19 protein-coding genes, 1 pseudogene and 1 riboswitch are annotated in these 19,544 nt (G+C 69.3%); of the genes and pseudogenes, 9 read left to right on the top strand and 11 right to left on the bottom strand.

Features of this window, described 5'->3' with window-relative positions; all coding sequences use genetic code 11:
* Positions 1 to 57 precede the first annotated feature (57 nt).
* The gene (locus EDC82_RS01325; RefSeq protein WP_062258489.1) at positions 58 to 1,125 is read left to right on the top strand and encodes an enoyl-CoA hydratase/isomerase family protein; all 1,068 of its coding nucleotides are present in this window, start codon (positions 58 to 60) and stop codon (positions 1,123 to 1,125) included.
* Between the two features lie 270 nt (positions 1,126 to 1,395).
* On the opposite strand, the gene EDC82_RS01320 is transcribed toward EDC82_RS01325, so the two are convergent.
* Positions 1,396 to 1,710, bottom strand: coding sequence for a multidrug efflux SMR transporter (locus EDC82_RS01320; protein ID WP_131941975.1), 315 nt, complete (start codon positions 1,708 to 1,710; stop codon positions 1,396 to 1,398).
* A gap of 14 nt (positions 1,711 to 1,724) precedes the next feature.
* A riboswitch (guanidine-III (ykkC-III) riboswitch) is annotated at positions 1,725 to 1,788 on the bottom strand.
* Positions 1,789 to 2,025: 237 nt separating this feature from the next.
* Between EDC82_RS01320 and rpmG the strand changes: the two genes are divergently transcribed.
* The 3 genes from rpmG to EDC82_RS01305 all read left to right on the top strand — a co-directional run bounded on the left by rpmG (position 2,026) and on the right by EDC82_RS01305 (position 4,778).
* The gene (gene rpmG / locus EDC82_RS01315) at positions 2,026 to 2,190 is read left to right on the top strand and encodes a 50S ribosomal protein L33 (protein ID WP_038566531.1); all 165 of its coding nucleotides are present in this window, start codon (positions 2,026 to 2,028) and stop codon (positions 2,188 to 2,190) included.
* Between the two features lie 218 nt (positions 2,191 to 2,408).
* Positions 2,409 to 3,122, top strand: coding sequence for a phosphatase PAP2 family protein (locus EDC82_RS01310; RefSeq protein WP_006947151.1), 714 nt, complete (start codon positions 2,409 to 2,411; stop codon positions 3,120 to 3,122).
* A gap of 228 nt (positions 3,123 to 3,350) precedes the next feature.
* Positions 3,351 to 4,778, top strand: coding sequence for a cell wall metabolism sensor histidine kinase WalK (locus EDC82_RS01305; protein WP_160126167.1), 1,428 nt, complete (start codon positions 3,351 to 3,353; stop codon positions 4,776 to 4,778).
* An 88-nt stretch (positions 4,779 to 4,866) separates the two neighbouring features.
* On the opposite strand, the gene EDC82_RS01300 is transcribed toward EDC82_RS01305, so the two are convergent.
* Positions 4,867 to 5,544, bottom strand: a complete 678-nt coding sequence (locus EDC82_RS01300; RefSeq protein ID WP_006946951.1) for a response regulator transcription factor — start codon at positions 5,542 to 5,544, stop codon at positions 4,867 to 4,869.
* A gap of 69 nt (positions 5,545 to 5,613) precedes the next feature.
* Entirely contained in the window at positions 5,614 to 5,916 is a 303-nt protein-coding gene (locus EDC82_RS01295; protein WP_006947131.1) for a hypothetical protein, read from the bottom strand.
* Between the two features lie 451 nt (positions 5,917 to 6,367).
* Here EDC82_RS01295 and EDC82_RS01290 point away from each other — a divergent pair, with 451 nt between their 5' ends.
* Both EDC82_RS01290 and EDC82_RS01285 read left to right on the top strand, forming a co-directional pair.
* Complete coding sequence (locus EDC82_RS01290) at positions 6,368 to 7,867, top strand: UDP-N-acetylmuramoyl-L-alanyl-D-glutamate--2,6-diaminopimelate ligase (protein ID WP_235006064.1); 1,500 nt, start codon at positions 6,368 to 6,370, stop codon at positions 7,865 to 7,867.
* A gap of 245 nt (positions 7,868 to 8,112) precedes the next feature.
* Positions 8,113 to 8,292: a hypothetical protein gene (locus EDC82_RS01285; protein ID WP_006947113.1), complete on the top strand. Its 180-nt coding sequence runs from the start codon at positions 8,113 to 8,115 to the stop codon at positions 8,290 to 8,292.
* A 394-nt stretch (positions 8,293 to 8,686) separates the two neighbouring features.
* On the opposite strand, the gene EDC82_RS01280 is transcribed toward EDC82_RS01285, so the two are convergent.
* Positions 8,687 to 9,451, bottom strand: coding sequence for an ABC transporter permease (locus EDC82_RS01280; protein WP_006946965.1), 765 nt, complete (start codon positions 9,449 to 9,451; stop codon positions 8,687 to 8,689).
* Positions 9,452 to 9,622: 171 nt separating this feature from the next.
* On the opposite strand from EDC82_RS01280, the gene EDC82_RS01275 reads away from it, so the two are divergent.
* Entirely contained in the window at positions 9,623 to 10,579 is a 957-nt protein-coding gene (locus tag EDC82_RS01275) for a TIGR04222 domain-containing membrane protein (RefSeq protein WP_006947032.1), read from the top strand.
* A gap of 220 nt (positions 10,580 to 10,799) precedes the next feature.
* Here EDC82_RS01275 and EDC82_RS01270 read toward each other — a convergent pair whose 3' ends face one another.
* From EDC82_RS01270 to EDC82_RS01245, 7 genes and pseudogenes are all read right to left on the bottom strand, one after another.
* Positions 10,800 to 12,458, bottom strand: coding sequence for a cytosine permease (locus EDC82_RS01270; protein ID WP_074045888.1), 1,659 nt, complete (start codon positions 12,456 to 12,458; stop codon positions 10,800 to 10,802).
* 234 nt (positions 12,459 to 12,692) lie between these two features.
* A complete protein-coding gene (locus tag EDC82_RS01265) occupies positions 12,693 to 13,475 on the bottom strand; it encodes an urease accessory protein UreD (protein WP_074045887.1) in 783 nt (260 codons plus the stop codon).
* A 117-nt stretch (positions 13,476 to 13,592) separates the two neighbouring features.
* Positions 13,593 to 14,288 carry an urease accessory protein UreG gene (ureG, locus tag EDC82_RS01260; RefSeq protein ID WP_040015085.1) on the bottom strand — a complete coding sequence of 232 codons (696 nt, stop codon included), beginning with the start codon at positions 14,286 to 14,288 and terminating at the stop codon, positions 13,593 to 13,595.
* A 151-nt stretch (positions 14,289 to 14,439) separates the two neighbouring features.
* On the bottom strand, positions 14,440 to 15,210 hold the full coding sequence (locus EDC82_RS01255) for an urease accessory protein UreF (protein ID WP_074040953.1): 771 nt from the start codon (positions 15,208 to 15,210) through the stop codon (positions 14,440 to 14,442).
* 95 nt (positions 15,211 to 15,305) lie between these two features.
* On the bottom strand, positions 15,306 to 17,039 hold the full coding sequence (locus EDC82_RS01250; protein WP_370447740.1) for an urease subunit alpha: 1,734 nt from the start codon (positions 17,037 to 17,039) through the stop codon (positions 15,306 to 15,308).
* 183 nt (positions 17,040 to 17,222) lie between these two features.
* Positions 17,223 to 17,519, bottom strand: a pseudogene (ureB, locus tag EDC82_RS14815) (urease subunit beta); the annotation flags it as partial.
* 11 nt (positions 17,520 to 17,530) lie between these two features.
* Positions 17,531 to 17,833: an urease subunit gamma gene (locus EDC82_RS01245; protein ID WP_038566517.1), complete on the bottom strand. Its 303-nt coding sequence runs from the start codon at positions 17,831 to 17,833 to the stop codon at positions 17,531 to 17,533.
* Positions 17,834 to 18,049: 216 nt separating this feature from the next.
* On the opposite strand from EDC82_RS01245, the gene EDC82_RS01240 reads away from it, so the two are divergent.
* Positions 18,050 to 18,913 (top strand): DUF692 domain-containing protein, encoded by an 864-nt coding sequence (locus EDC82_RS01240; RefSeq protein WP_131940334.1) that lies wholly within the window; start codon positions 18,050 to 18,052, stop codon positions 18,911 to 18,913.
* Positions 18,910 to 19,518 (top strand): hypothetical protein, encoded by a 609-nt coding sequence (locus tag EDC82_RS01235; protein WP_131940332.1) that lies wholly within the window; start codon positions 18,910 to 18,912, stop codon positions 19,516 to 19,518. Before EDC82_RS01240 ends, EDC82_RS01235 begins: the two co-directional genes overlap by 4 nt.
* The last annotated feature ends 26 nt before the right edge of the window (positions 19,519 to 19,544 follow it).

The raw sequence follows: 19,544 nt of genomic DNA, 5'->3' as shown, positions 1-19,544 counted from the left end.
GGTTATGGTGACCGGGATCACCAGCCGCACTGGCCGCACCCGCCCGAGGAGGCGCGCATGCCCGACACGACGACCGACGATTTCACCGAGACCGCGACGCCGGACGTCCTCGTCGCCCGTCGCGGTTCACTCGCGCGCATCCTGCTGAACCGGCCCAAGGCCATCAACGCGCTCACGACCGACATGGTGAACGCCGTGAGCGCCGCGCTGGAGCAGTGGCGCGACGACGACTCCGTCACCGCCATCACGATCGAGGGCGCCGGCGAGCGCGGCCTGTGCGCGGGCGGTGACGTGCGCAGCGTCCGTGAAGCGTTCGTCGACGGCGACGGCGAGCGCGCGTTCGAGTTCTTCCGCGACGAGTACCGCATGAACGCGCTCATCGCCGACTACCCGAAGCTCATCGTCAGCCATCAGGACGGCATCGTCATGGGTGGCGGCGTCGGCATCTCGGCGTTCGCCGGGCTGCGCGTCGCGACGGAGCGCACGAAGGTCGCGATGCCCGAGACGATCATCGGATTCTTCCCCGACGTGGGCGCGCTCTACCTTCTCTCGCGCGCGCCGGGCGGCACGGGCGCCTACCTCGCACTGACAGGCACGACGGTTGGTGGCGCCGACGCCTGCTACGTCGGGCTGAGTGACGTCGTCATCGAATCCGACTCGTGGGCAACGGTTCTCGAGCGTCTCGCCGAGGGTGCTGACGCTGACGCAGCCGTTGCGCGGCTCGCGTCTTTCGATGCCGCTGGCAATGCACCTCTCGGTGCGCAGCGGGCTTGGATCGACGAGGCCTTCGGCTCCGGCGAGCATCTGCGCGCGCCGTCCGAGGTGCTCGAGACGCTGCGTACGTCCGACGTCGAGGCCGCACGTGAGGCGGCCGGCCTGCTGACGCAGCGTTCACCGTTGTCTGTCGCCGCGACGGTCGAGGCGATGCGGCGCGCGGCGGGCATGGACTCGGTGCACGAGGTGCTCGCTCAGGACATGGTGCTCGCGCGCGGCCTCATCGAACACGGCGACTTCGTCGAAGGTGTGCGCGCGCAACTCGTCGACAAGGATCGCCAGCCGATGTGGTCGCAGGCCTCGTTCGACGAGGTCAGCGGCGCCGATGTCGCGCGCTTGTTCGAGGGCTGAGCCCTCGGCGGGACGCCGGTGGGGCACTCATGGCGTAGCCGGGGCCTCGTCTTCGCACTGGCGTGCACCCATCTGCGATTCTTGTCCACATTCAACGGCCATTGCGACGCCGCCCCCGATGGAGGCAGTTGTGATGGTCACGAGCGCGTCGCATCCCCGGTGCTCGCGCAGGATGGCGGGCAACTCACACGTTGGCGCGCAACTTCCCGCCCACTCGTGAGTTACTCGCCATCTTGACGACGCCCGCCAGCGCTCAGACGCACGCCCGTGTCAGTGAACGAGCTTGAGTCCGATCACGCACCCGATGATGCCGAGCAGGAGGCAGATCTTGACGATCGAGACGGACTCGGCGCCCGTCATCATCGCGTAGGCGATGGTGAGCACGGCTCCGATGCCAACCCATACGGCGTAGGCGGTTCCGACAGGGAGGGTCTTCATCGCGTAGGCCAGACCACCCATGCTCAAGGCGCACCCGAGGGCGAAGACAACACTCGGGCCGAGGCGACTCAACCCGTCCGACTTGTCGAGCGCCGTCGCCCAGACGGCCTCCATCGCACCGGACACCACGAGCACGAACCACGCCATCATTGATCACTCCTGATGGCCGTCTTGTCGCGCTGCCGGTACGGCTCCCTCGTCCGGGCCCGCATCGACGGGCTCTGCAAGCTTGTCACACGAACGGCGCTCCCTCGCTTCGCTCTGTCCAGGGGTGTGCCGGCAACCGCAGCCAACTTCCACAGGATGGCGGGTAACTCACACGTAGGCACGTAGTTGTCCGCCTACTCGTGAGTCAGTCGCCATCTCGTGCGATTGCCACGTACCCCATCGCCACGCCCGCCTATATGGGAATGATTCTCACTAAAGGGATGTTGAACCCACCGTCGAACGAAGGAGAAGATCATGACCCGCACGACGAACCGCCCGAAGATCACCCTGCGCTCCACCGCGGGGACGGGCTACAGCTACACGACGCGCAAGAACCGCCGCACGACGTCCGACCGTCTCGTGCTGCGCAAGTACGACCCGATCGCGCGCCGCATCGTCGAGTTCGCCGAAGCCCGCTGACCTCGCAGGAGCACGCGTCAGACAGCCGAGGAGCGAAACCTCGCTCCTCGGCTGATGCGCGCCCCCGCTCCTCGAACGGCAGACCCGGTCCTGCACATGGCCGAGGCCCGCCCTAACCCACTCTCTTAGCTCTTTCTCAGCCACCCGGTGATGAGGTCTAACCATTCACCACCCAGGCGAGCACCCGGTGGATGCTCGCGCGCCGAGAGAGGCCATTCATGTCGTCCGTCGTCGCCACCCGCCCCCGTCGCTCGCCGACCACCGGCGCCCGCCGCGCCCCCGCAGCCGAGCCCGCTGCACACCACCTCACCGCCAAGGCCGGCGCAGCCGGCGCAACGCTCGTCGCCGGCGGGCTCGGCCTCGGCGCCGTCGTCACCCACGAAGGTGCTGCGGCGACGGGCGAGCTCGGCCTCGACACGGCTCTCTCGCACGACCGCCTCAGCCCGCTGGTCAGCCTCGCGCACGGCATCGACGTCGTCATCGGCCCCATCGTCGGCCCGCTGCTCGTCGCCATCGTCGCGGCGCTGCTCTTCGTGCGCCACCGTCGAGCAGCCGTCATCTTCGCGCTGAGCACGGCCGGCCTGTGGCTCGCGACGTCGTCGCTGAAGCTCGTCTTCACACGCGCGCGCCCGCCGGCCGATCAGGTGCACGCCCTCGTGCACGAGACGGCGCGCGACAGCTTCCCGTCCGGCCACACCGCGCTCGCCGCAGCCATCGTCGCCGGGGCGTTCTTCGCGGCTCGCTCGCTCGGTCGATCCACGCGCCTCGTCCTCGCCATCGGCATCCCGTTCGCGCTCATCGTCGCGGCGTCGCGCCTCTACCTCGGCGCTCACTTCCTCGGCGACGTCACCGCCTCCCTCGTCTTCGTCACCGGATTCGCGCTCGTCGGCGCAGCACTCGCGCCGCTCGTCGCACGCCGGTTGGACCACTGACGACTGCGCCGACGCCCTGCGGCCCCGGAAAATGCGGGGTGCGGGCATCGACATTCCAGCGAGCATCCCACTCACGACCGGGGCCACACCGGACGACCCCCGGCCCAGGCAGCGACATACGAGCAACGACCCACCGACGCCCCGGCCGTCGACCGGCCGACACCACTGCCGCACGTCGAGGACGAATCGATGACCACCCCACCCACAGGCCCCGCATACGGTGAGGGGGTGCATTATCACCTCCCTCGCCGCGTACGGGGCTTGCGCGTGCGGGTCGTCGCGACGTTCGTCGTCGCGGCCCTCGTCGCACTCGCCATCGCGCTCGCGGCGTTCACGTTCGGGCTGAGGCAGATCCTCACCTCGAGCGCGGGCGACAGCGCGACAACGGAGGCGCAGCAGGTCGCGAAAGAACTCAGCACGACGGATGACGCCTCCGCAGCGTTGCGTGCCGCGGGCATCCACACCCAGGTCGTGCAGGTGCTCGACGCTTCGGGCGCGATGCTCGCCACCAATGATTCCCACGCCTCGACTCCCCTCGCCCGCCCCGCCGAGAGCACGCGTCGCACGGAGATCACCCTCGATGGCGACCGCGACCACTACGTCGTCGTGACGCTCGCCGCGCACACGCGATCCGGCGCCGAGCGCTGGGTCGTGGCGGCCGCGCCGATCGACCACGAGGACACGATCGTCGACACGACGATCGTCCTGCTCGCCCTGACGGCGGGATGCCTGCTCGTCGTCACCGGCTGGGGCATCCACCGTGTCGTCGGGCGCGCGCTCGCCCCCGTCGAACGTATCCGTCTCGACGTCGAACGCATCCGCTCCTCCCACCGTCCCGAACGCGTGACGGTGCCCGCGACGGGCGACGAGATCGAGCGGCTCGCCATCACGATGAACGCGATGCTCGACCGTCTTGACGCCGCCGACGCGAGCCAGCGCGCGTTCATCTCCGACGCCTCCCACGAGCTACGCAGCCCCCTCGCGACGATCCGCATCCTCACCGAGACCGACCCCGAACCGTCCGAATCGACGCGCGTCATCCACGCCGAGACGCTGCGGCTGCAAGGCATCGTCGAGTCGCTGCTCGCCCTCGCACGGGCCGACGATGACGCACTCGCGCTCACCCTGCGAGACGTCGATCTCGACGACGTCGCCCACACCGAGGCGCTGCGAGCCCGCAGCGCTGCCCCGACCCGTGGCGGCGAGCCGGTCGTAGTAAGCGCCGACCTCGCGCCCGTGCGCGTCGTCGCTGACGGCGAGCGCCTCGCGCAGGTCGTGCGCAACCTCGTCGACAACGCGCTGCGTCACGCGACGAGTGCCGTGCGCGTCACGACGCGGGTGGAGGATGCCGGCAACCGCGAGCCGGCCACGGACAGGGACGGGGCGGGCCGAGTGAACGAGCGCTCTGACGACGACGCACGCGGAACAGCCGTTCTCACCGTCGACAACGACGGAAGCGTTCTCGACGCCGGCGATCGTGAGGCGATCTTCGGCCGCTTCGTCCGCCTCGATGACGCCCGCAGCCGCGACGCCGGCGGCAGCGGCCTCGGGCTCGCCATCGCGCGGGCCATCGTTCAGGCCCACGGCGGGACACTCGTCGCCGAAGAATCACCCGACGGATGGTGCCGCTTCACACTCCGGTTGCCGATGGACTGAGCCTCATACGCCCCCCGACCTGATGCGGCCCGCCGCATCCACCCCTCGCCTCAGCGTCACCCCTGCGGCGCCCACCGCTCGGCGAGCGTCACTCCGCCGCCTCAACCAACCTGTAGCCGTGACCCCGCACCGTCTCGAGGCTGGCGGTGCCGAACGGCGCGTCGATCTTGCGACGCAGATACCCGACGTACACTTCGACGACGTTGTCGTTGCCTTCGAAGTCGGCGCCCCACACGTTGTCGAGGATCTCAGGCTTCGACGCGGGCTCTCCGCCACGTCGCGCGAGGTAGAGCAGCAGCGCGAATTCCTTTGCCGTCAAAGAAATCTCGACGTCACCGCGCATGACGACATGGCGCGCCGGGTCGATCGTCAGCCCGCCGACGTCGAGCACCGTCGGCCGCTCCGGCGCACCGCGTCGCGCGAGCGCCCGAAGCCGCGCCACGAGCACGGGAAAGCTGAACGGCTTCGTCAGGTAATCGTCGGCGCCGAGGTCGAACGCGTCGACCTGATCGAGGTCGCCGTCCTTCGCCGTCAGCATGAGCACGGGCGCCCACACCCCGTCGCGGCGCAGCCCGGCGAGCACGTCGTAACCGTTGCGGCCGGGCAGCATGATGTCGAGGACGATGACGTCGTACGGGTTCTGCGCGCCGAGCCACTGGCCGGTGATGCCGTCACCGGCGACGTCGACGACGAATCCCTCACGCCCCAGACCGCTCGCGACAGCGTCGGCGAGGTGCTTCTCGTCCTCGACGAGCAGAACCCTCATGCCGCCTCCTCGCGCGCGTCGATCGTCATGCCCCAGGTCTACACGACACCGGTGAGCCGACGCGATGCGTCAGGACGTGACGATGCAGCACCCGGCGAGCATGAGGGGCAGCGCGACAAGCCCGATGCCGAGCACCTCGAGCGGTTCGACGGCGGCGCGACGGCGCGTCAGCCACCAGCATCCGGCGAGACCGATGGCGAGTGCGACGGGCGCGAGGAGCAGCGTCGACGAGGCGAGCGACCCCCAGGCCGACGCGGGCCATACGTCGCCGATCAGCTGCCCGACGACGGTGCCCAGCGCCAACATCGCGGCGACGGCGGCGACCCAGGCGACGGCGAGGTCGGTGAAGCGTGAGCGCGGGGCGAGGTTCATGCCTCGACGATGCGCGTCACACCCAGGCGACACCTCGTGCGCGCCTGTGGCGTGGCTGTGGGGCGAACGGTGCGTCCTCATCCCCTTTGTGTGCAAATGCATCCGGGTGCATTTGCACACAAAGGGGTCCGGGCGTCGAACGCACGCACCGTCGGGTTCGGCGCAGGTCAGCACGGCCCTCATCGTCATGACCGGGCGGCGAGCATCAAGAAGTGGCCGACGATCGCCGCGACGACGCTGACGACGCCGATTCCGGCCCGAAGCGCGCTTCTCGGCCGCGGGTTGCCGCGCCCTCCTGAGGCCTTGTGCCAGTCATCTCGCCCATTGCACTCTGCCTCTCCTCACGTCGCCGCTCGAGCATGTCCACACTGCGACGCACCAGACGACATCACCGTTCCCCGCGCGGCGCGACGGGCGTTCGGCCACGCGTTGTTAGGCTCGCAGGGTGTATGTGAGCCGCGCAGAACTCGAGAAGATCCTGGGCGCGAGCGTGCCCGAGAGCGTCGACGGCATCGACGCCGTCACCCATGATTCTCGGGCCGCGAAGCCGGGTGGCGCGTTCGTCGCGATCCCCGGATTCACCGTCGACGGTGTGACGTTCGTGCCGCAGGCTCTCGCGAACGGGGCGAGCCTTGTCGTCGCCGAGCGTGACGTCGAGGGTGCTCCGACCGTCGTCGTGCCAGACGCGCGCGTCGCGCTCGCCGCCCTCGCCACCGCGACGGCCGGGCATCCGAGCCACGACGTCACCGTCTACGGCATCACCGGCACGAACGGCAAGACGACGAGTAGCTACGTCCTGCACGGCATCCTCAGCGCCGCGTACGGCGAGGAGAAGACGGGCCTGCTGACGACCGCCGAGATCGTCGTCGGCCGTGAACGCGAGCCGGCCGTCCGCACGACCGGTGAGGCTCCGCAGGTGCAGGGCAACCTCGCGCGGATGCGTGACGCGGGCGTCGAGCACGTCGTGCTCGAGACGAGCTCGCACGGCATCCACCTCCACCGCGTCGCCGGAACCCGTTACGCCGCAGCGTTGTTCACGAACCTCACCCGCGACCACCTCGACCTGCACGGCACGATGGAGGACTACTTCCTGACGAAGCGGCGCCTCTTCGAGTGGACCGACGGGCCGAAGCTGACGAACGTCGATGACGCCTACGGAGCGCGCATCGTCGCCGAGGTGCCCGGCACGCTCGGGTTCGGCGTGAGCGAGAACGCCGACTACCGCATCACGAAGGTTCACCCCAGCGATGGCGGCACGGCGTTCACGCTGACGACGCCCGAGCGCTTCCTCGACGGACGCGACGCCCCCGGCGTCATCGAGCTGCAGATGCCGCTGCTCGGCGACTACAACGTGCACAACGTCGCGGGCGCGTCCGCGATCGCGCTCGAGATGGGCATGCCGCTCGACACCCTCGTCGGCTCCGTCGCCCACATGGCACAGGTGCCGGGCCGCTTCGAGCGCGTGCCAGCGGCCACCGCGAAGGGCTTCGAGGTCGTCGTCGACTACGCCCACACCGAGGTCGGCCTCGAACTCGTCCTCGACGTCGCGCGCGCCGTCGTGGGCCGCGACCACGCCGACGGCGGCGTCCGCAGCGAAGGCGGGCGCGTCATCTGCGTCTACGGCGCAGCGGGACGGCGCGACCCGGCGAAGCGCCCGAAGATGGGCGAGGTGGCGAGTCGTCTCGCGGACGTCAACATCATCACGAACGACGACACGTACGACGAGGATCCGCAGGCCATCGCCGACGAGGTGATGGCGGGCGCCGATCCGTCGAACACGACGATCGTCCTCGACCGCCGCGACGCCATCCGTCAGGCGCTGACACAGGCGCGCCCGGGCGACATCGTCGTCGTCGCGGGCAAGGGCCACGAGCACGTGCAGCACCTGCCCGGAGGCGACGTCGACTTCCACGACACCACCGTCGTCACCGAGCTGCTCGCCGAGCTCTGACGCCCCCCCCCGTCCTCATCTGCGGTTCTTGTCCACCTCTACGAACGGCGTGCACGGGTGACCGAAAAGCGTAGAAGGGGGACGTAGGTCGCCGATGTGGACGGGAATCGCAGAAGGGGACGGCGGGCGCGGGCGCGGGCACCCATTGTGTCGGAGGTGACACCACCCCCGCTTGCCACACTCTTACTACAGGCGTAGTGTTCACATCAGACACCAGCACTACAGATGTAGAAGGAGCGTTTCCCATGGACAACCTCAACACCGTCTTCTGGATCCTCATGACGATCAGCGCCGTCGGCGTCGTCGCCTTCTTCGGCTTCCTCGCCACGTGGGGCGCCCAGATCGTCAAGGCCAACCGTCCCGTGCGCCTCGAACGCCACGAGAGCATCCCCAGCTACTACGGCCGCATGGTCGCCGCGCACTGACGCAGACCGCTCGTCGCCAGGTACGTCGCTCCGCGCCTCTCGTCGCCAGCCCGTCGCACCACGGCTCGTCGTCACGCAGGGACGCAGCCGCCACGGATGCACCGGCCACCCGCGCAGCCTCAGTCAGACGAGGGAGTGGACTTACCCCGACTCAGGACGGCGTCGATCGACTTGCTATAAAAGATCTTGGCCTACCTGGCCGTCAGCTTCGAAGGCCACAAGCCTTCGAGCGCCACTGCTCGCAGTGGTCGACGACGAAGCCCGCATCACCTCACCACAGGTGACGCGGGCTTCGTCACGTCCGGGGCGGCACCGGCGGCAGGTGCGAGGCCGAGGAACGTCGATCACGCCAGACGTCAGGCGGAAGTCGCCAGCCGGACGATGGGGCATCCCGTCAGTCGATGAGCGTCTCGCGCAGCTGGGGCGTCAGCAGTCGCCGGGCGCAGATCATGCGCTGTTCGACGGCCGACGTGACGGCCTGCGCAGCCAGGATCGACGTCGAGACGACGACCTGCGCCGTCGCCGCCTGCACAGCCGATCCGCCGCCGAGCATGACGCCGATGAACGCGCCGGGCAGCGTCACCATGCCGGCTGTGCGTGTCTGGTCGAGCACGGGGATGAGCGACTCGGGGAGGCGTCGCGCAATGACTTCGCTGATCGCGTCGCGGGGCAGCATGCCGATCGACAGCCCCGCTTCATACATGTTCTTCTCCTCGCGCAGCCCGTCGAACGCGCGCCGCGAGACGAGGGTGTGCACGCTCATGACGTTGCCGATGACGATGCCCGCCGTCGGGATGATCGACACACCCTTCATCGGCACGACACCGCTGACGGTGAGGATGACGAGGACAGGCACGAGCCCTGCCGCCATCGCGAGCGTCGCAGCGAGCCGAGCCCGCACGTCCGTCGCGCCCGACCGCTTCGTCGTCGTCAGCACAGCCACGATGAACATGACGGCAACCGCGAGCACCGACGCCCACAGGTAGCGCACGACGCTCGTGATGAGCAGGGCGGCGAGCGTCAGCTGCACACAGGCACGGGCGACGGCGACGAGCGACGTCCGCGTCAGCTTGACGCCCGAAGCCCGGTAGCCGACCTGGATCATGACCAGCAGACATGCAATGGCGACGACGACGTGCCAGCCGAACCCTGTTGTCATACGGCCATTCTCACCGACGCCGGCGCCGCTCCGCACACCGCACGACGCCAGGGGCCTCGCCCGTCGCGCACCGCCCGGCTGCCGGCGGGGACGCTCGCCCCAGTGTTCGGGACGTTTCGCTCCTGTCATGCGTTCGGCGGGCATGATGTGTTTCAAGGGGAGGAGCACACCATGACGACCCAGGCGCACCACGTCGGCGCACGCGACATGACACCCGAGCAGGTCGGCATGCTCAACGGCCGCGCAGCCGCACTGCAGGCGGCGACGGCGGATCTGCTCGAACGGGGACATCTGCGTCAGACGGCGTACGGGCGCCTCGAGGCGTGGACGATCCCACCCGCCGACGTCACGCCCCTGCAGCGCGCGGTCGTCGACGCCGTCCGTTGCCGCGCGCCACGCCTCGAGAACGTCCCCGCCGTGCGTGCGGCGCTCGACGAACTGCAGCGTGACGCCGTGCGCCGCGGCCTGCTCAATGCGCCGCGCAGAGGCGGCAAGGGCGAGGCCCTGAAGACGACGTTCATGACCCTGTTCGGGGTCGCCATGGCGATCATCGCCGCCACCGGAAAGTCTGTGGGTGGCGTGCTGGTCGGCTTGGGCTTCACGTGTTTCGGGGCGTACAACCTCGTGCGTGCTGTCCGCACCACACGGCAGGGGCGCCGCACGCAGGCCGGGGCTGCGGCCCTGGAGCAGCTACGGTTGCGCGTGCCGAGCCCTGCGGCGGGGCTCACGCAGCCACCGATGCGCGGCGGGCTCGGCTACTCCGTCGGCCTGTACGGGACGCGGCCGCTGCTCATCGCGTTCCCGGCCACCGCGGCCCTGGGATGGGGGCTGAGCGACCACGTCGTCGACGAGGAGATGCAGCGTCACGCGAGGGCGAGTTCGGGCGCAGAGCCGTCGAGTACGAACGGGTACACGTGCTCGTCGGGTACGTCGAGCTCCGACTGGTCGTGCGACACCCATTCCGGCCATTCCGGCGGTTCCGGCGGTTCCGGTGACGCCTGGTGCAGCGGCGGAAACTGCTGCGGCAGTGCAGGATCGTGCAATTCGGGTTCGTGCGGCGGCGGCTCGTCCTGCGGCGGCTCGTCGTGCGGTTCGAGTTGCGGTGGCGGCAGCAGCTGCTCGAGCTGACGCGACGCCCGGCCACCGCGTCATCAAGGCCTGCACCATCGGCTGCCGCGTCAGCTGCATGAGAAATGCGCATCTGCCCGAGGAACATGCTGCGTATTCCTCGGGCAGATGCACATTCCTCGTGCAACGTCAGCGGGTGCGCGACAGCCTTCGCAGCTCCTCAAGTCGACGCTGACTCACGCAGGGAGCTTCACGTCAGCCATCCGCCGGAAGCCACACGTCACCGTGCCGGCAGTACGTGCTTACCGTCGCGGTCGGTCGCGACGCACAGCGAGCAGACAGCACCGTCACCCGTCGCGGAGGCCAGCATGTCGGGGCGTTCGAACACGTCGCCGCAGGCCTCGCAGTCGATCTCGGCCGCCGACGGGTTGCCGTGCTCGTCGAACATCTCGTGCGCCAGCCCGTCGGTGTCGCGGCGCAGGTAGTAGCGACCCTTCGTCGCGACGGCGATGACGGGCGGCAGAACGACGGAGAGCACGACGGCGATGATCGGCGAGTACGGCTGCAACCCACTGCCGAGGCCGCCGAAGAAGGCCACGATCGACAGGCCCCCCGCGACGATGACGGAGACGAACCCGACCGGGTTGATCGCGTACAGCATGCCCCGGCGGAATTCGGGAGTCTTCGGCGAGAGCTTCAACAGATAGGTGTTGACGATGATGTCGCTCGCGACGGTCACGATCCACGCGATGGCAAGGTTTGCGTAGAAGCCCAGGATGTCGTTGAGGAAGTCGAACATGTTCGCCTCCATCATGACGAGGGCGATCGTCACGTTGAACAGCACGAACACCATGCGGCCGGGGTAGTGCTTCGTCACGCGGGTGAACGAGTTCGTCCACGCGAGCGAGCCGGAGTACGCGTTCGTCACGTTGATCTTGATCTGGCTGATGACGACGAGCACGACGGCGAGCGTCATCGCGAGCCAGTGGGGCATCATCTGCTCGTACGCCGAAAGGAACTGGTGCACGGGCTCGTTGGCGATCGACGCACCGCCCGCGACGTTGGCGATGAGGTAGACGGCGAGGAACAGCCCGATCATCTGCTTGAGTGCACCGAAGAAGACCCAGCCGGGGCCGGCGACGATGACGGCCGTCCACCAGCGTCGCGAGTTCTCCGGGGTCTTCGCGGGCATGAAGCGCAGGTAGTCGATCTGCTCGGCTATCTGCGCGATGAGCGAGAGGCAGACACCTGCAGCGAGCATGACGGCGCTGAAGCTGACGCCCCCACCATGCGCGCCCTTGTAGTCGAGGAAGGTGTCGACCGAGCCGGGGTGCGCCTGAACGAGATAGACGAGCGGAACACCCATGAGCAGCAACCACAGCGGCGTCGTCCACACCTGCAACTTGCTCAGTGCCTTCATTCCATACACGACGAGCGGTATGACCATGAGACTGCTGACGAGGTAACCCGCCCACAGCGGCACCCCGAGCCCCAGCTTGAGCCCCTGCGCCATGATCGAGCCCTCGAGCGCGAAGAAGATGAAGGTGAAGCTCGCGAAGATGACGTTCGTCAGCACCGAGCCGTAGTAGCCGAAGCCCTTGCCGCGCGTGATGAGGTCGAGATCGAGGTTGTAGCGCGCCGCGTAGTAGGCGAGGGGCACACCCGTCACGAAGATGATGGCGGCCGCGACGAGGATGCCGAGAATCGCGTTCGTCGTGCCGTGCTGGATGCCGATGTTGGCGCCGATCGAGAAGTCGGCGAGGTAGGCGATCCCACCGAGCGCCGACGTCGCGACGATGCCTGGGGCCCAGCGCCGATAACTGCGCGGCGCGAACCGCAGCGTGTAGTCCTCCAGCGTCTCGCTCCTCGCCTTCGCGGTCCCGACGGCGGACGCGGTGGCCCGCTCGTCGACCAGTGGTTCCAGTTGCGACGTCGCCATGCTGTGCGCCCCTCTGCTCTCGTCCTGCGTTTCGACAACCGAGGTGGCGGTATCGCCATTCGGTACGCAGGAATCTAGGCAGCCGATGTTTCGACGGACGCGTGACGATGTTTCACGAGAGTTAAGCCCCCTACCCCGATGTTGCCCGCGTTTTCGGTCACCCGCGCCGCGAAAAGCGGGCAACATCGCGACTGGACGAGGCGTCGGCGGGCCGGACGCGTCGGCGACCCGCCGTCAGCACCGTAAGGGGCTGAGGTGGACGTCGTCACCCAGCCAGCGTTCGATGCGTCCAGGCGCGAAGAGGTCGAGGCGCGTGACGCCTACCGGGAGGTCATGACCCACCGGCGCCGAGCCCAGCATCGTCGAGTCCGGGCGCGTTGACTCCGGCGCGGCGGCTGCCGGCTTTGCGGCGTCTGCCCGCGTCAGTGCCCCCGGCGCCCGCTGCAGGATGGCGGCCGCGCCGAGCGTCGTCACCTGATCGACGACGCGGCGCCCGCCGCGGATGCCGGGCGCGTCGTCGTCGGCTGCGAGGCGAAACTCCTCGACGAGCGCCGGGCGCCCCGCATGAGAGATGTCCGTGCGAGCGACGAGTTCGCCGCCCGCCTCACCATGGCGGCCGAGGACGAGGGTGTCGCGCAGCATGAGCGACCCACCGTCGGCGATGTCCGCACGAGTCGTCCGGGTGGCGCGGGCGTCGGTGGCGACGACGAACGGCTCCCCGGGCCAGCGAAGCGACGCCCCCTCCGCCACGCTCAGATTCGCCGACCAGGAACACGCTCCCCCACGCCCGGCGTAGGCGACCGTCGCCGCGACCTCGACGATCTCGAGTGCGACACCGTCACCGACGACGATGTCGAGTTCGGCCTCGTCACCCGCGAGCAGCAGAGCCGTCGTCGCGACGAGGGCGACGCGCGCGGACGTCGGCGTCACCCGCAGGATGCGCGGCGCAAGCAGGCTCGAGCGGGTACGGACCCGAACGGCTGAGCCCGCGGCGCCTCGTTCGACGTGGAGCTTCATCGCTCACCACCGGCCGGCCGGGGAGCCCACGCTCGCGCCTCCTGCTCCGCGAGGACTGAAACCCGGCCAGGCGCCATGTGGTGTTTCGGCCCCCAGGCCGCGCACGGCTCGCGTCGCTCAGTGCGTGTGAGTGACGCCGTCATGCGTGTGCTCACCCTCGCTGTCGGCGTGGACATGCGGCGCCATCGGACCCGGATCCTGCGCGACGTGCCCGCCGCCTTGGTAGGCCGCGAGCACCTCGCGCACCCAGGCCGTCAATCGCTCGACGGAGGCCGCATCCGTGCGCGACAGCGCGATGACAGGGCGTCCGTCACGAGCCTCACGGCCCTGCTGCTCCATGAGTGCGGCGTCGACCCCGACATGCGGCGCAAGGTCTGTCTTGTTGACGACGAGCAGGTCGGCGCGTGCGATACCCGGCCCGCCCTTGCGGACGACGTCACCGCCGCCGGCGACGTCGAGGACGAAGATCTGCGCGTCGGCGAGGGCCGGCGAGAACGTCGCCGTCAGGTTGTCGCCGCCCGATTCGACGAGGACGAGCTCGACGTCAGGATGGTCGGCTGCGAGATCCTCGACGGCGACGAGGTTGGCGCTGACGTCATCACGGATCGCGGTGTGCGGGCATGCCCCGGTCTCGACGGCGCGAATGCGATCGACGTCGAGAACGCCTGCGGCCCTGAGCATCTGGGCGTCTTCGTCGGTGTAGATGTCGTTCGTGATGACACCGAGCGAGATCTCCTCGCCGAGTTCGCGGCACAGCATGCCGATGAGCGAACTCTTGCCCGTACCGACCGGACCGGCCACCCCGAGCCGCATGGGGCGCGATGGATTCGATGCCGCGTCACGGCGCGAATCGACGCCGACCGTGATCTTCTGGGACGTCGTCGCGCCCTGTCCGGCGGCGGCGGGCGTATCGATGCCGGACGTGGCGGTGGCTTCACTGCCGGGGCGCGAGGTCATGGCGATCTCAGACACGGAACAACTTCCTCTCGGTGGCGGCGTGAGCGGCATGCCACGCCTCGAGCTGGGGTGCGGAATGGGCTGGGATGTCGTACGGCGCGACCAGGTCGGCGCAGGCCGCGACGAGGTCGTCGAGATGGGACGCCGAATCGAGCGTCCAGGCCACGGCATCCACAGGGTCGAGCGGTTCGAGCTTCAACGCGGCGGCGGTGACACTCTGGACGTCGTCATATCCGACGACGCGGGCGACGGACGCACCGTCGAGGCCCAGCTCGCCGGCGAAAGCGCCGAGGACGGCGGCGCGGGCGGTGAGCGGGCGGGGCAACCCCTCGAGCCACTGTGCCGCGGGGCCGTCAGGACGCAGCCGGTGCACGAGGCGCAACATCGCCCGCCCCTGGGCGATCGACGAATCACGCACCGCCGCGACGGGGTTGCGGGCCGCCCAGGCCCACGCGACGTCCTCGGACGCGAACGCGGGCTCGGGCACGGGCACGGGCTCGGCCGTGGCGGCATCCCCGCCTTGCGTGCAGGTGCACCCGGGTGCACCTGCACGCAGATGACGGACGGCGGCGGACGCGACGACGGCCGTTCCCGCCTCGACGCGTGCCACCGTCGCGAGGCGCATCGCGATGAAGGCGGGCACCTCGTGCACCGGCAATCCCCCGAGCAACGCCGGTTCGAGACCACCTGAGGCGGTGTAGCCGCCAACAGGCAGCCTCGAATCAGCGAGCAGCAGGCTCGCCATCCCCACACCGTCCGTCGCCGCGTCGGGCCTCATGACGCCACCGCCCCGCCCCTGCGTGCAGCTGCACCCGGGTGCATCTGCACGCCGGACGTCGGACGTGGGAGCTGAGCCGCAGCAGGACATGGCGATCAGAAGAGCGAATACCGCTGCGCGAGCGGCAGTTCCGTCGCCGGCTGCGGGGTGACGAGCTCACCGTCGACGGCGATGGCGAACGTCTCGGGATCGATGTCGATGCGCGGTGTCGCCGAGTTGTTGATCATGTCGGCCTTCGTCACCTCGCGTGTCGGCCGCACGGCTTCCACCTCCCGCCGCAACCCGAGCGACTCCCGCAGACCATTCTCTGCAGCCGCCGGCGACACGAATGACACCGCGAGCGACGCAGCGTCGTCCGCCACGAGCGCCGGGCGCATCAGCACGGGCTGTGGCGTCGGGATCGACGCGTTCGGGTCGCCGAGGGCAGCCCACACGATGGCACCCGACTTGAGGACGACGGACGGCCGCACGCCGAAGAACTTGGGCTCCCACAGCACGAGGTCGGCCAGCTTGCCGGGCTCGATCGACCCGACGAGATGGTCGATGCCGTGCGCGGCCGCCGGGTTGATCGTGTACTTCGCGACGTACCGACGGGCACGTTCGTTGTCGGCCGGCAGCGTCTCGCCGAGCGAGCCATAGCGTGACTTCATGACGTGCGCGACCTGCCAGGTGCGCGTGATGACCTCACCGATGCGACCCATCGCCTGAGCATCGGAGCTCGTCATCGACAACGCGCCGATGTCGTGGAGCAGATCTTCGGCGGCGATCGTCGTCGCCCGGATGCGCGATTCGGCGAACGCGAGATCTTCCGCCACCGCCGGGTTGAGGTGATGACACACGATGAGCATGTCGAGGTGCTCGGCGACCGTGTTGACGGTGTGCGGCAGCGTCGGGTTCGTCGAACCGGGCAGGACATTGGGGTGCGACGCGATCGACATGATGTCGGGCGCGTGCCCGCCCCCGGCGCCCTCGGTGTGGAAGGCGTGGATGCTGCGCCCGCCGATGGCGCGCAGCGTCGAGTCGACGTAACCGGCTTCGTTGAGCGAGTCGCTGTGCAGCGCCACCTGCAGCCCGTGCTCGTCGGCCGCGCGCAGGGCAGCGTCGATGGCGGCGGGCGTCGCGCCCCAGTCCTCGTGCACCTTGTACGCTGCCGCGCCCGCGAGCGCCTGCTCGGCGAGGCCCTCGGCGCTCACGGTGTTGCCCTTGCCCATGAGCAGCAGGTTGACGGGCAGGTGATCCAAGCCGCGCAGGACGCGCCCGAGGTGCCAGGCACCGGGTGTCACCGTCGTCGCCTTCGACCCCTCGGACGGGCCGGTACCACCGCCACCGAGCGTCGTCAGACCGGTCGCGAGCGCTTCGTGCACCTGCGACGTCGACAGGAAGTGCACATGCATGTCGATGCCACCGGCGGTGAGGATCTTGCCCTCCCCCGCGATGACGTCGGTGCCCGGGCCGATGTGGAGATCCGGGTGCACGCCGTCCGCGACATCGGGGTTGCCGGAGCGGCCCAGCGCGACGATGCGCCCGTCACGGATGCCGACGTCGGCGCGCACCACACCCCAGTGGTCGAGGACGACGACGTTCGTGATGACGGTGTCGAGCGCCCCGCCCGCGCGGGTCGTGAGGCCCTGCGCCATCGACTCGCGGATCGACTTGCCCCCACCGAAGACGGCTTCCTCGCCGCCGACGGTGTGGTCGTGCTCGACCTCGATCCACAGGTCGGTGTCGCCGAGACGAATCTGGTCACCCGTCGTCGGACCGTAGAGCGCGGCGTACGCGTCACGTGTGATGGTCGTCGGTTCGGACGGCCGTGGGCGGACAGCCGGCACCTCGGGGTGGGACGTCGTTCCGTGCGGGACCGTAACACCGGGCCCGAGGTCGTCGTGTGACTCGTCGGCCCCACCTGCGTCAGCCTGCGAAGTGTCTCCGAAAGACGCGGCCGTGTCGCGGATCTGCAGCCCCGGCACACGCCGCTCGCCCCGCAACGCGACGAGCGCCACCTCGCGGCTGACGCCCGGTTCGAAGCGCACCGACGTGCCGCTCGGGATGTCGAGGCGGTAGCCCTGCGTCAGCTCGCGGTCGAATGCGAGCGCCGCGTTGGCATCGGGCAGATGCAGGTGCGAGCCGATCTGTATCGGCCGGTCGCCCGTGTTCTCGACGACGACGCGCAGCCGTTCGTTCACTGAACGATCGGTGTTGAGCGAGATGTGCCCCGGGGCGACGCGGATGGCGCCAGGAGCGCTCGTGGCCCCGGGGGTTGCTGGGTCGTCGGCTGCGTCCTGCGGCCGACGGCCTGAGTTCGCTGTCATGGCTCGTTCCTTCAGGCGATCGGGTGATGGAGGGTGACGAGCTTGCGGCCATCGGAAAAGGTGGCCTCGACCTGAATGTCGGGGATCATCTCGGCGACGCCCGGCATCACCTGCTCACGTGTCAACACCTCGCGTCCGGCGCTCATCAACTCTTCGACACTGCGACCCTCGCGGGCACGTTCGATGACCCACGTCGACAGCAGCGCGACGGACTCGGGGTGATTGAGCAGCACGCCGCGCTCGAGTCGATCACGCGCCACCATTCCCGCGACGGACAAGAGCAGCTTCTCGGTGTCGGCGGGCGTCAGATGCATGGCAGGAGGTTAGCGAGGTGATGTTTCGCGGGTGTTTCGCCGGTCCTGGCGGAGGGGAGGTGACCACGAATCGTCGCGAGTACGGCGGGCCGGAGCCACAGCTGCGCGAGAAAGACACATCTGTCCGAGGAATGTGCGTCATATACCTCGAGCAGATGCACGAGAGTCGAGCAGGTGACGTCACGCCACACCTGTCGGTGCGGCATCATGCGAGACATGAGCATCACGACGTCCGACGCAACACGGCCCGCACCGGCCACGTCGATGCCTGCGGGCGTCGGCATCGGATGGCGCCCCGAGATCGCGGACGTCCTCGCCGCCCAACCTGGGTTGACGTGGGTCGAAGTGGTCGCCGAATCCGTCATGCACGGCATGCCGCCAGCCCTGAGGCAGCTGCGCGAGCGCGGCGTCACCGTCGTCCCGCACGGGGTGAAGCTCGGGCTCGGTGACGCCGAGGGCCTCGACGTCGATCGCGTCGCGCACTTCGTCGGGACGGCCGCCATCACGGGCGCGCCGCTCGTCAGTGAGCACATCTCGTTCGTGCGGGCGGGTGGTTTCGAGGTCGGCCACCTGACGCCGCTGCCGCGCACGCGCGCCGCCGTCGACGTGATGGTGCGAAACGTCCGCAGCGTCCAGGCCGAGCTCGACGTCCCGCTCGCGCTCGAATGCGTCGCGGCGCTCTTCACCTACCCCGAGGACGAGATGAGCGAGGCACAGTTCGTCACCGAGATCATCGAACGCACCGACGCGCTGCTGCTGCTCGACATCGCGAACGTCTACGCCAACGCCCGCAATCACGGGGGCAATCCGCTCGAGACGCCCCTCGCGATGCCCCTCGAACGGCTCGCGTACATGCACGTCGCGGGTGGGGTCGAGAACGACGGGATCTACCACGACACGCATGCGGCCGCGGTGAACCCCGAAGTGCTGCACCTCATCTCGGAGCTCTCGAGACGCACGACATTCCCGGCCGCGATGCTCGAACGCGACGGCGACTACCCGCCCGCCGAGGAGTTGCTCACGGAGCTCGACGCCATCGCCGACGCCGCCGGCATGCCGCGCGTCACGGCCGCGCAATGACGATCCACCGCGCATCGTCGCCGGCCGGGCACAGCGACAGTTCGACGTCCGCGCCCGAATTGGCCGACGAGGGGGGCCGCCCCCACGAGTTCGACGGCAGGACGGAGGCCGCGTCCCCCATGGATTCTGCGTCGGATGAACACGCTGATCTCGCCGCACGCCAGGCGCAGATCGTGGCAGCGTTGACGGGGTTGGCGTGCGTCCCGGCAGGCTTCGACGCCCGTCACCTCGACGTCGCGCGGCGAGCGCTGCTGCGCAAGCGAGCGAACGAGCTGCAGTTCGTGTGGCCGATCCTCATCGCGTCACTCGGCGCGCGATTGCACCCGTTGTTCGCCGAGTTCGCTCGCGAGCGTCCGACGCGTGGCTCGCGCGCTGACGGTCACGCGTTCGCGCAATGGTTGCGCCGACGCGGCGAGCTCCCCCTCGCCGCCGACCTCGAACTCGCCGAGGCACGCCTGTTCTGGACGTTTCCGACCGACACGTCCGGCAGGCCGACGGCGCCGGTGCGGCGCACGTCCCGCGTCGCCGTCGAACGGTTTCCCGGCGGTATGCTCGTGCGCCGCGGCCGTCGCGTGACGACGCTCGGACGCCCGTCTGAACGGTAGACACCGACCTGAACGATAGACACCGA

It is taken from the genome of Dermacoccus sp. SAI-028 (assembly GCF_004346775.1).
GTDB lineage: Bacteria > Actinomycetota > Actinomycetes > Actinomycetales > Dermatophilaceae > Dermacoccus > Dermacoccus nishinomiyaensis.
The sequence above is the reverse complement of the archived record's forward strand: the minus strand, read 5'-3'. Positions and strand labels throughout refer to the sequence as shown.

Coding starts and splice junctions, on each gene's coding strand:
- EDC82_RS01325 (WP_062258489.1), top strand. CDS start 58: ATGCCCGACACGACGACCGACGATTTCACCGAGACCGCGACGCCGGAC.
- EDC82_RS01320 (WP_131941975.1), bottom strand. CDS start 1,710: ATGGCGTGGTTCGTGCTCGTGGTGTCCGGTGCGATGGAGGCCGTCTGG.
- rpmG (WP_038566531.1), top strand. CDS start 2,026: ATGACCCGCACGACGAACCGCCCGAAGATCACCCTGCGCTCCACCGCG.
- EDC82_RS01310 (WP_006947151.1), top strand. CDS start 2,409: ATGTCGTCCGTCGTCGCCACCCGCCCCCGTCGCTCGCCGACCACCGGC.
- EDC82_RS01300 (WP_006946951.1), bottom strand. CDS start 5,544: ATGAGGGTTCTGCTCGTCGAGGACGAGAAGCACCTCGCCGACGCTGTC.
- EDC82_RS01295 (WP_006947131.1), bottom strand. CDS start 5,916: ATGAACCTCGCCCCGCGCTCACGCTTCACCGACCTCGCCGTCGCCTGG.
- EDC82_RS01285 (WP_006947113.1), top strand. CDS start 8,113: ATGGACAACCTCAACACCGTCTTCTGGATCCTCATGACGATCAGCGCC.
- EDC82_RS01280 (WP_006946965.1), bottom strand. CDS start 9,451: ATGACAACAGGGTTCGGCTGGCACGTCGTCGTCGCCATTGCATGTCTG.
- EDC82_RS01275 (WP_006947032.1), top strand. CDS start 9,623: ATGACGACCCAGGCGCACCACGTCGGCGCACGCGACATGACACCCGAG.
- EDC82_RS01270 (WP_074045888.1), bottom strand. CDS start 12,458: ATGGCGACGTCGCAACTGGAACCACTGGTCGACGAGCGGGCCACCGCG.
- EDC82_RS01265 (WP_074045887.1), bottom strand. CDS start 13,475: ATGAAGCTCCACGTCGAACGAGGCGCCGCGGGCTCAGCCGTTCGGGTC.
- ureG (WP_040015085.1), bottom strand. CDS start 14,288: ATGCGGCTCGGGGTGGCCGGTCCGGTCGGTACGGGCAAGAGTTCGCTC.
- EDC82_RS01255 (WP_074040953.1), bottom strand. CDS start 15,210: ATGAGGCCCGACGCGGCGACGGACGGTGTGGGGATGGCGAGCCTGCTG.
- EDC82_RS01245 (WP_038566517.1), bottom strand. CDS start 17,833: ATGCATCTGACGCCCGCCGACACCGAGAAGCTGCTCTTGTCCGTCGCG.
- EDC82_RS01240 (WP_131940334.1), top strand. CDS start 18,050: ATGAGCATCACGACGTCCGACGCAACACGGCCCGCACCGGCCACGTCG.
- EDC82_RS01235 (WP_131940332.1), top strand. CDS start 18,910: ATGACGATCCACCGCGCATCGTCGCCGGCCGGGCACAGCGACAGTTCG.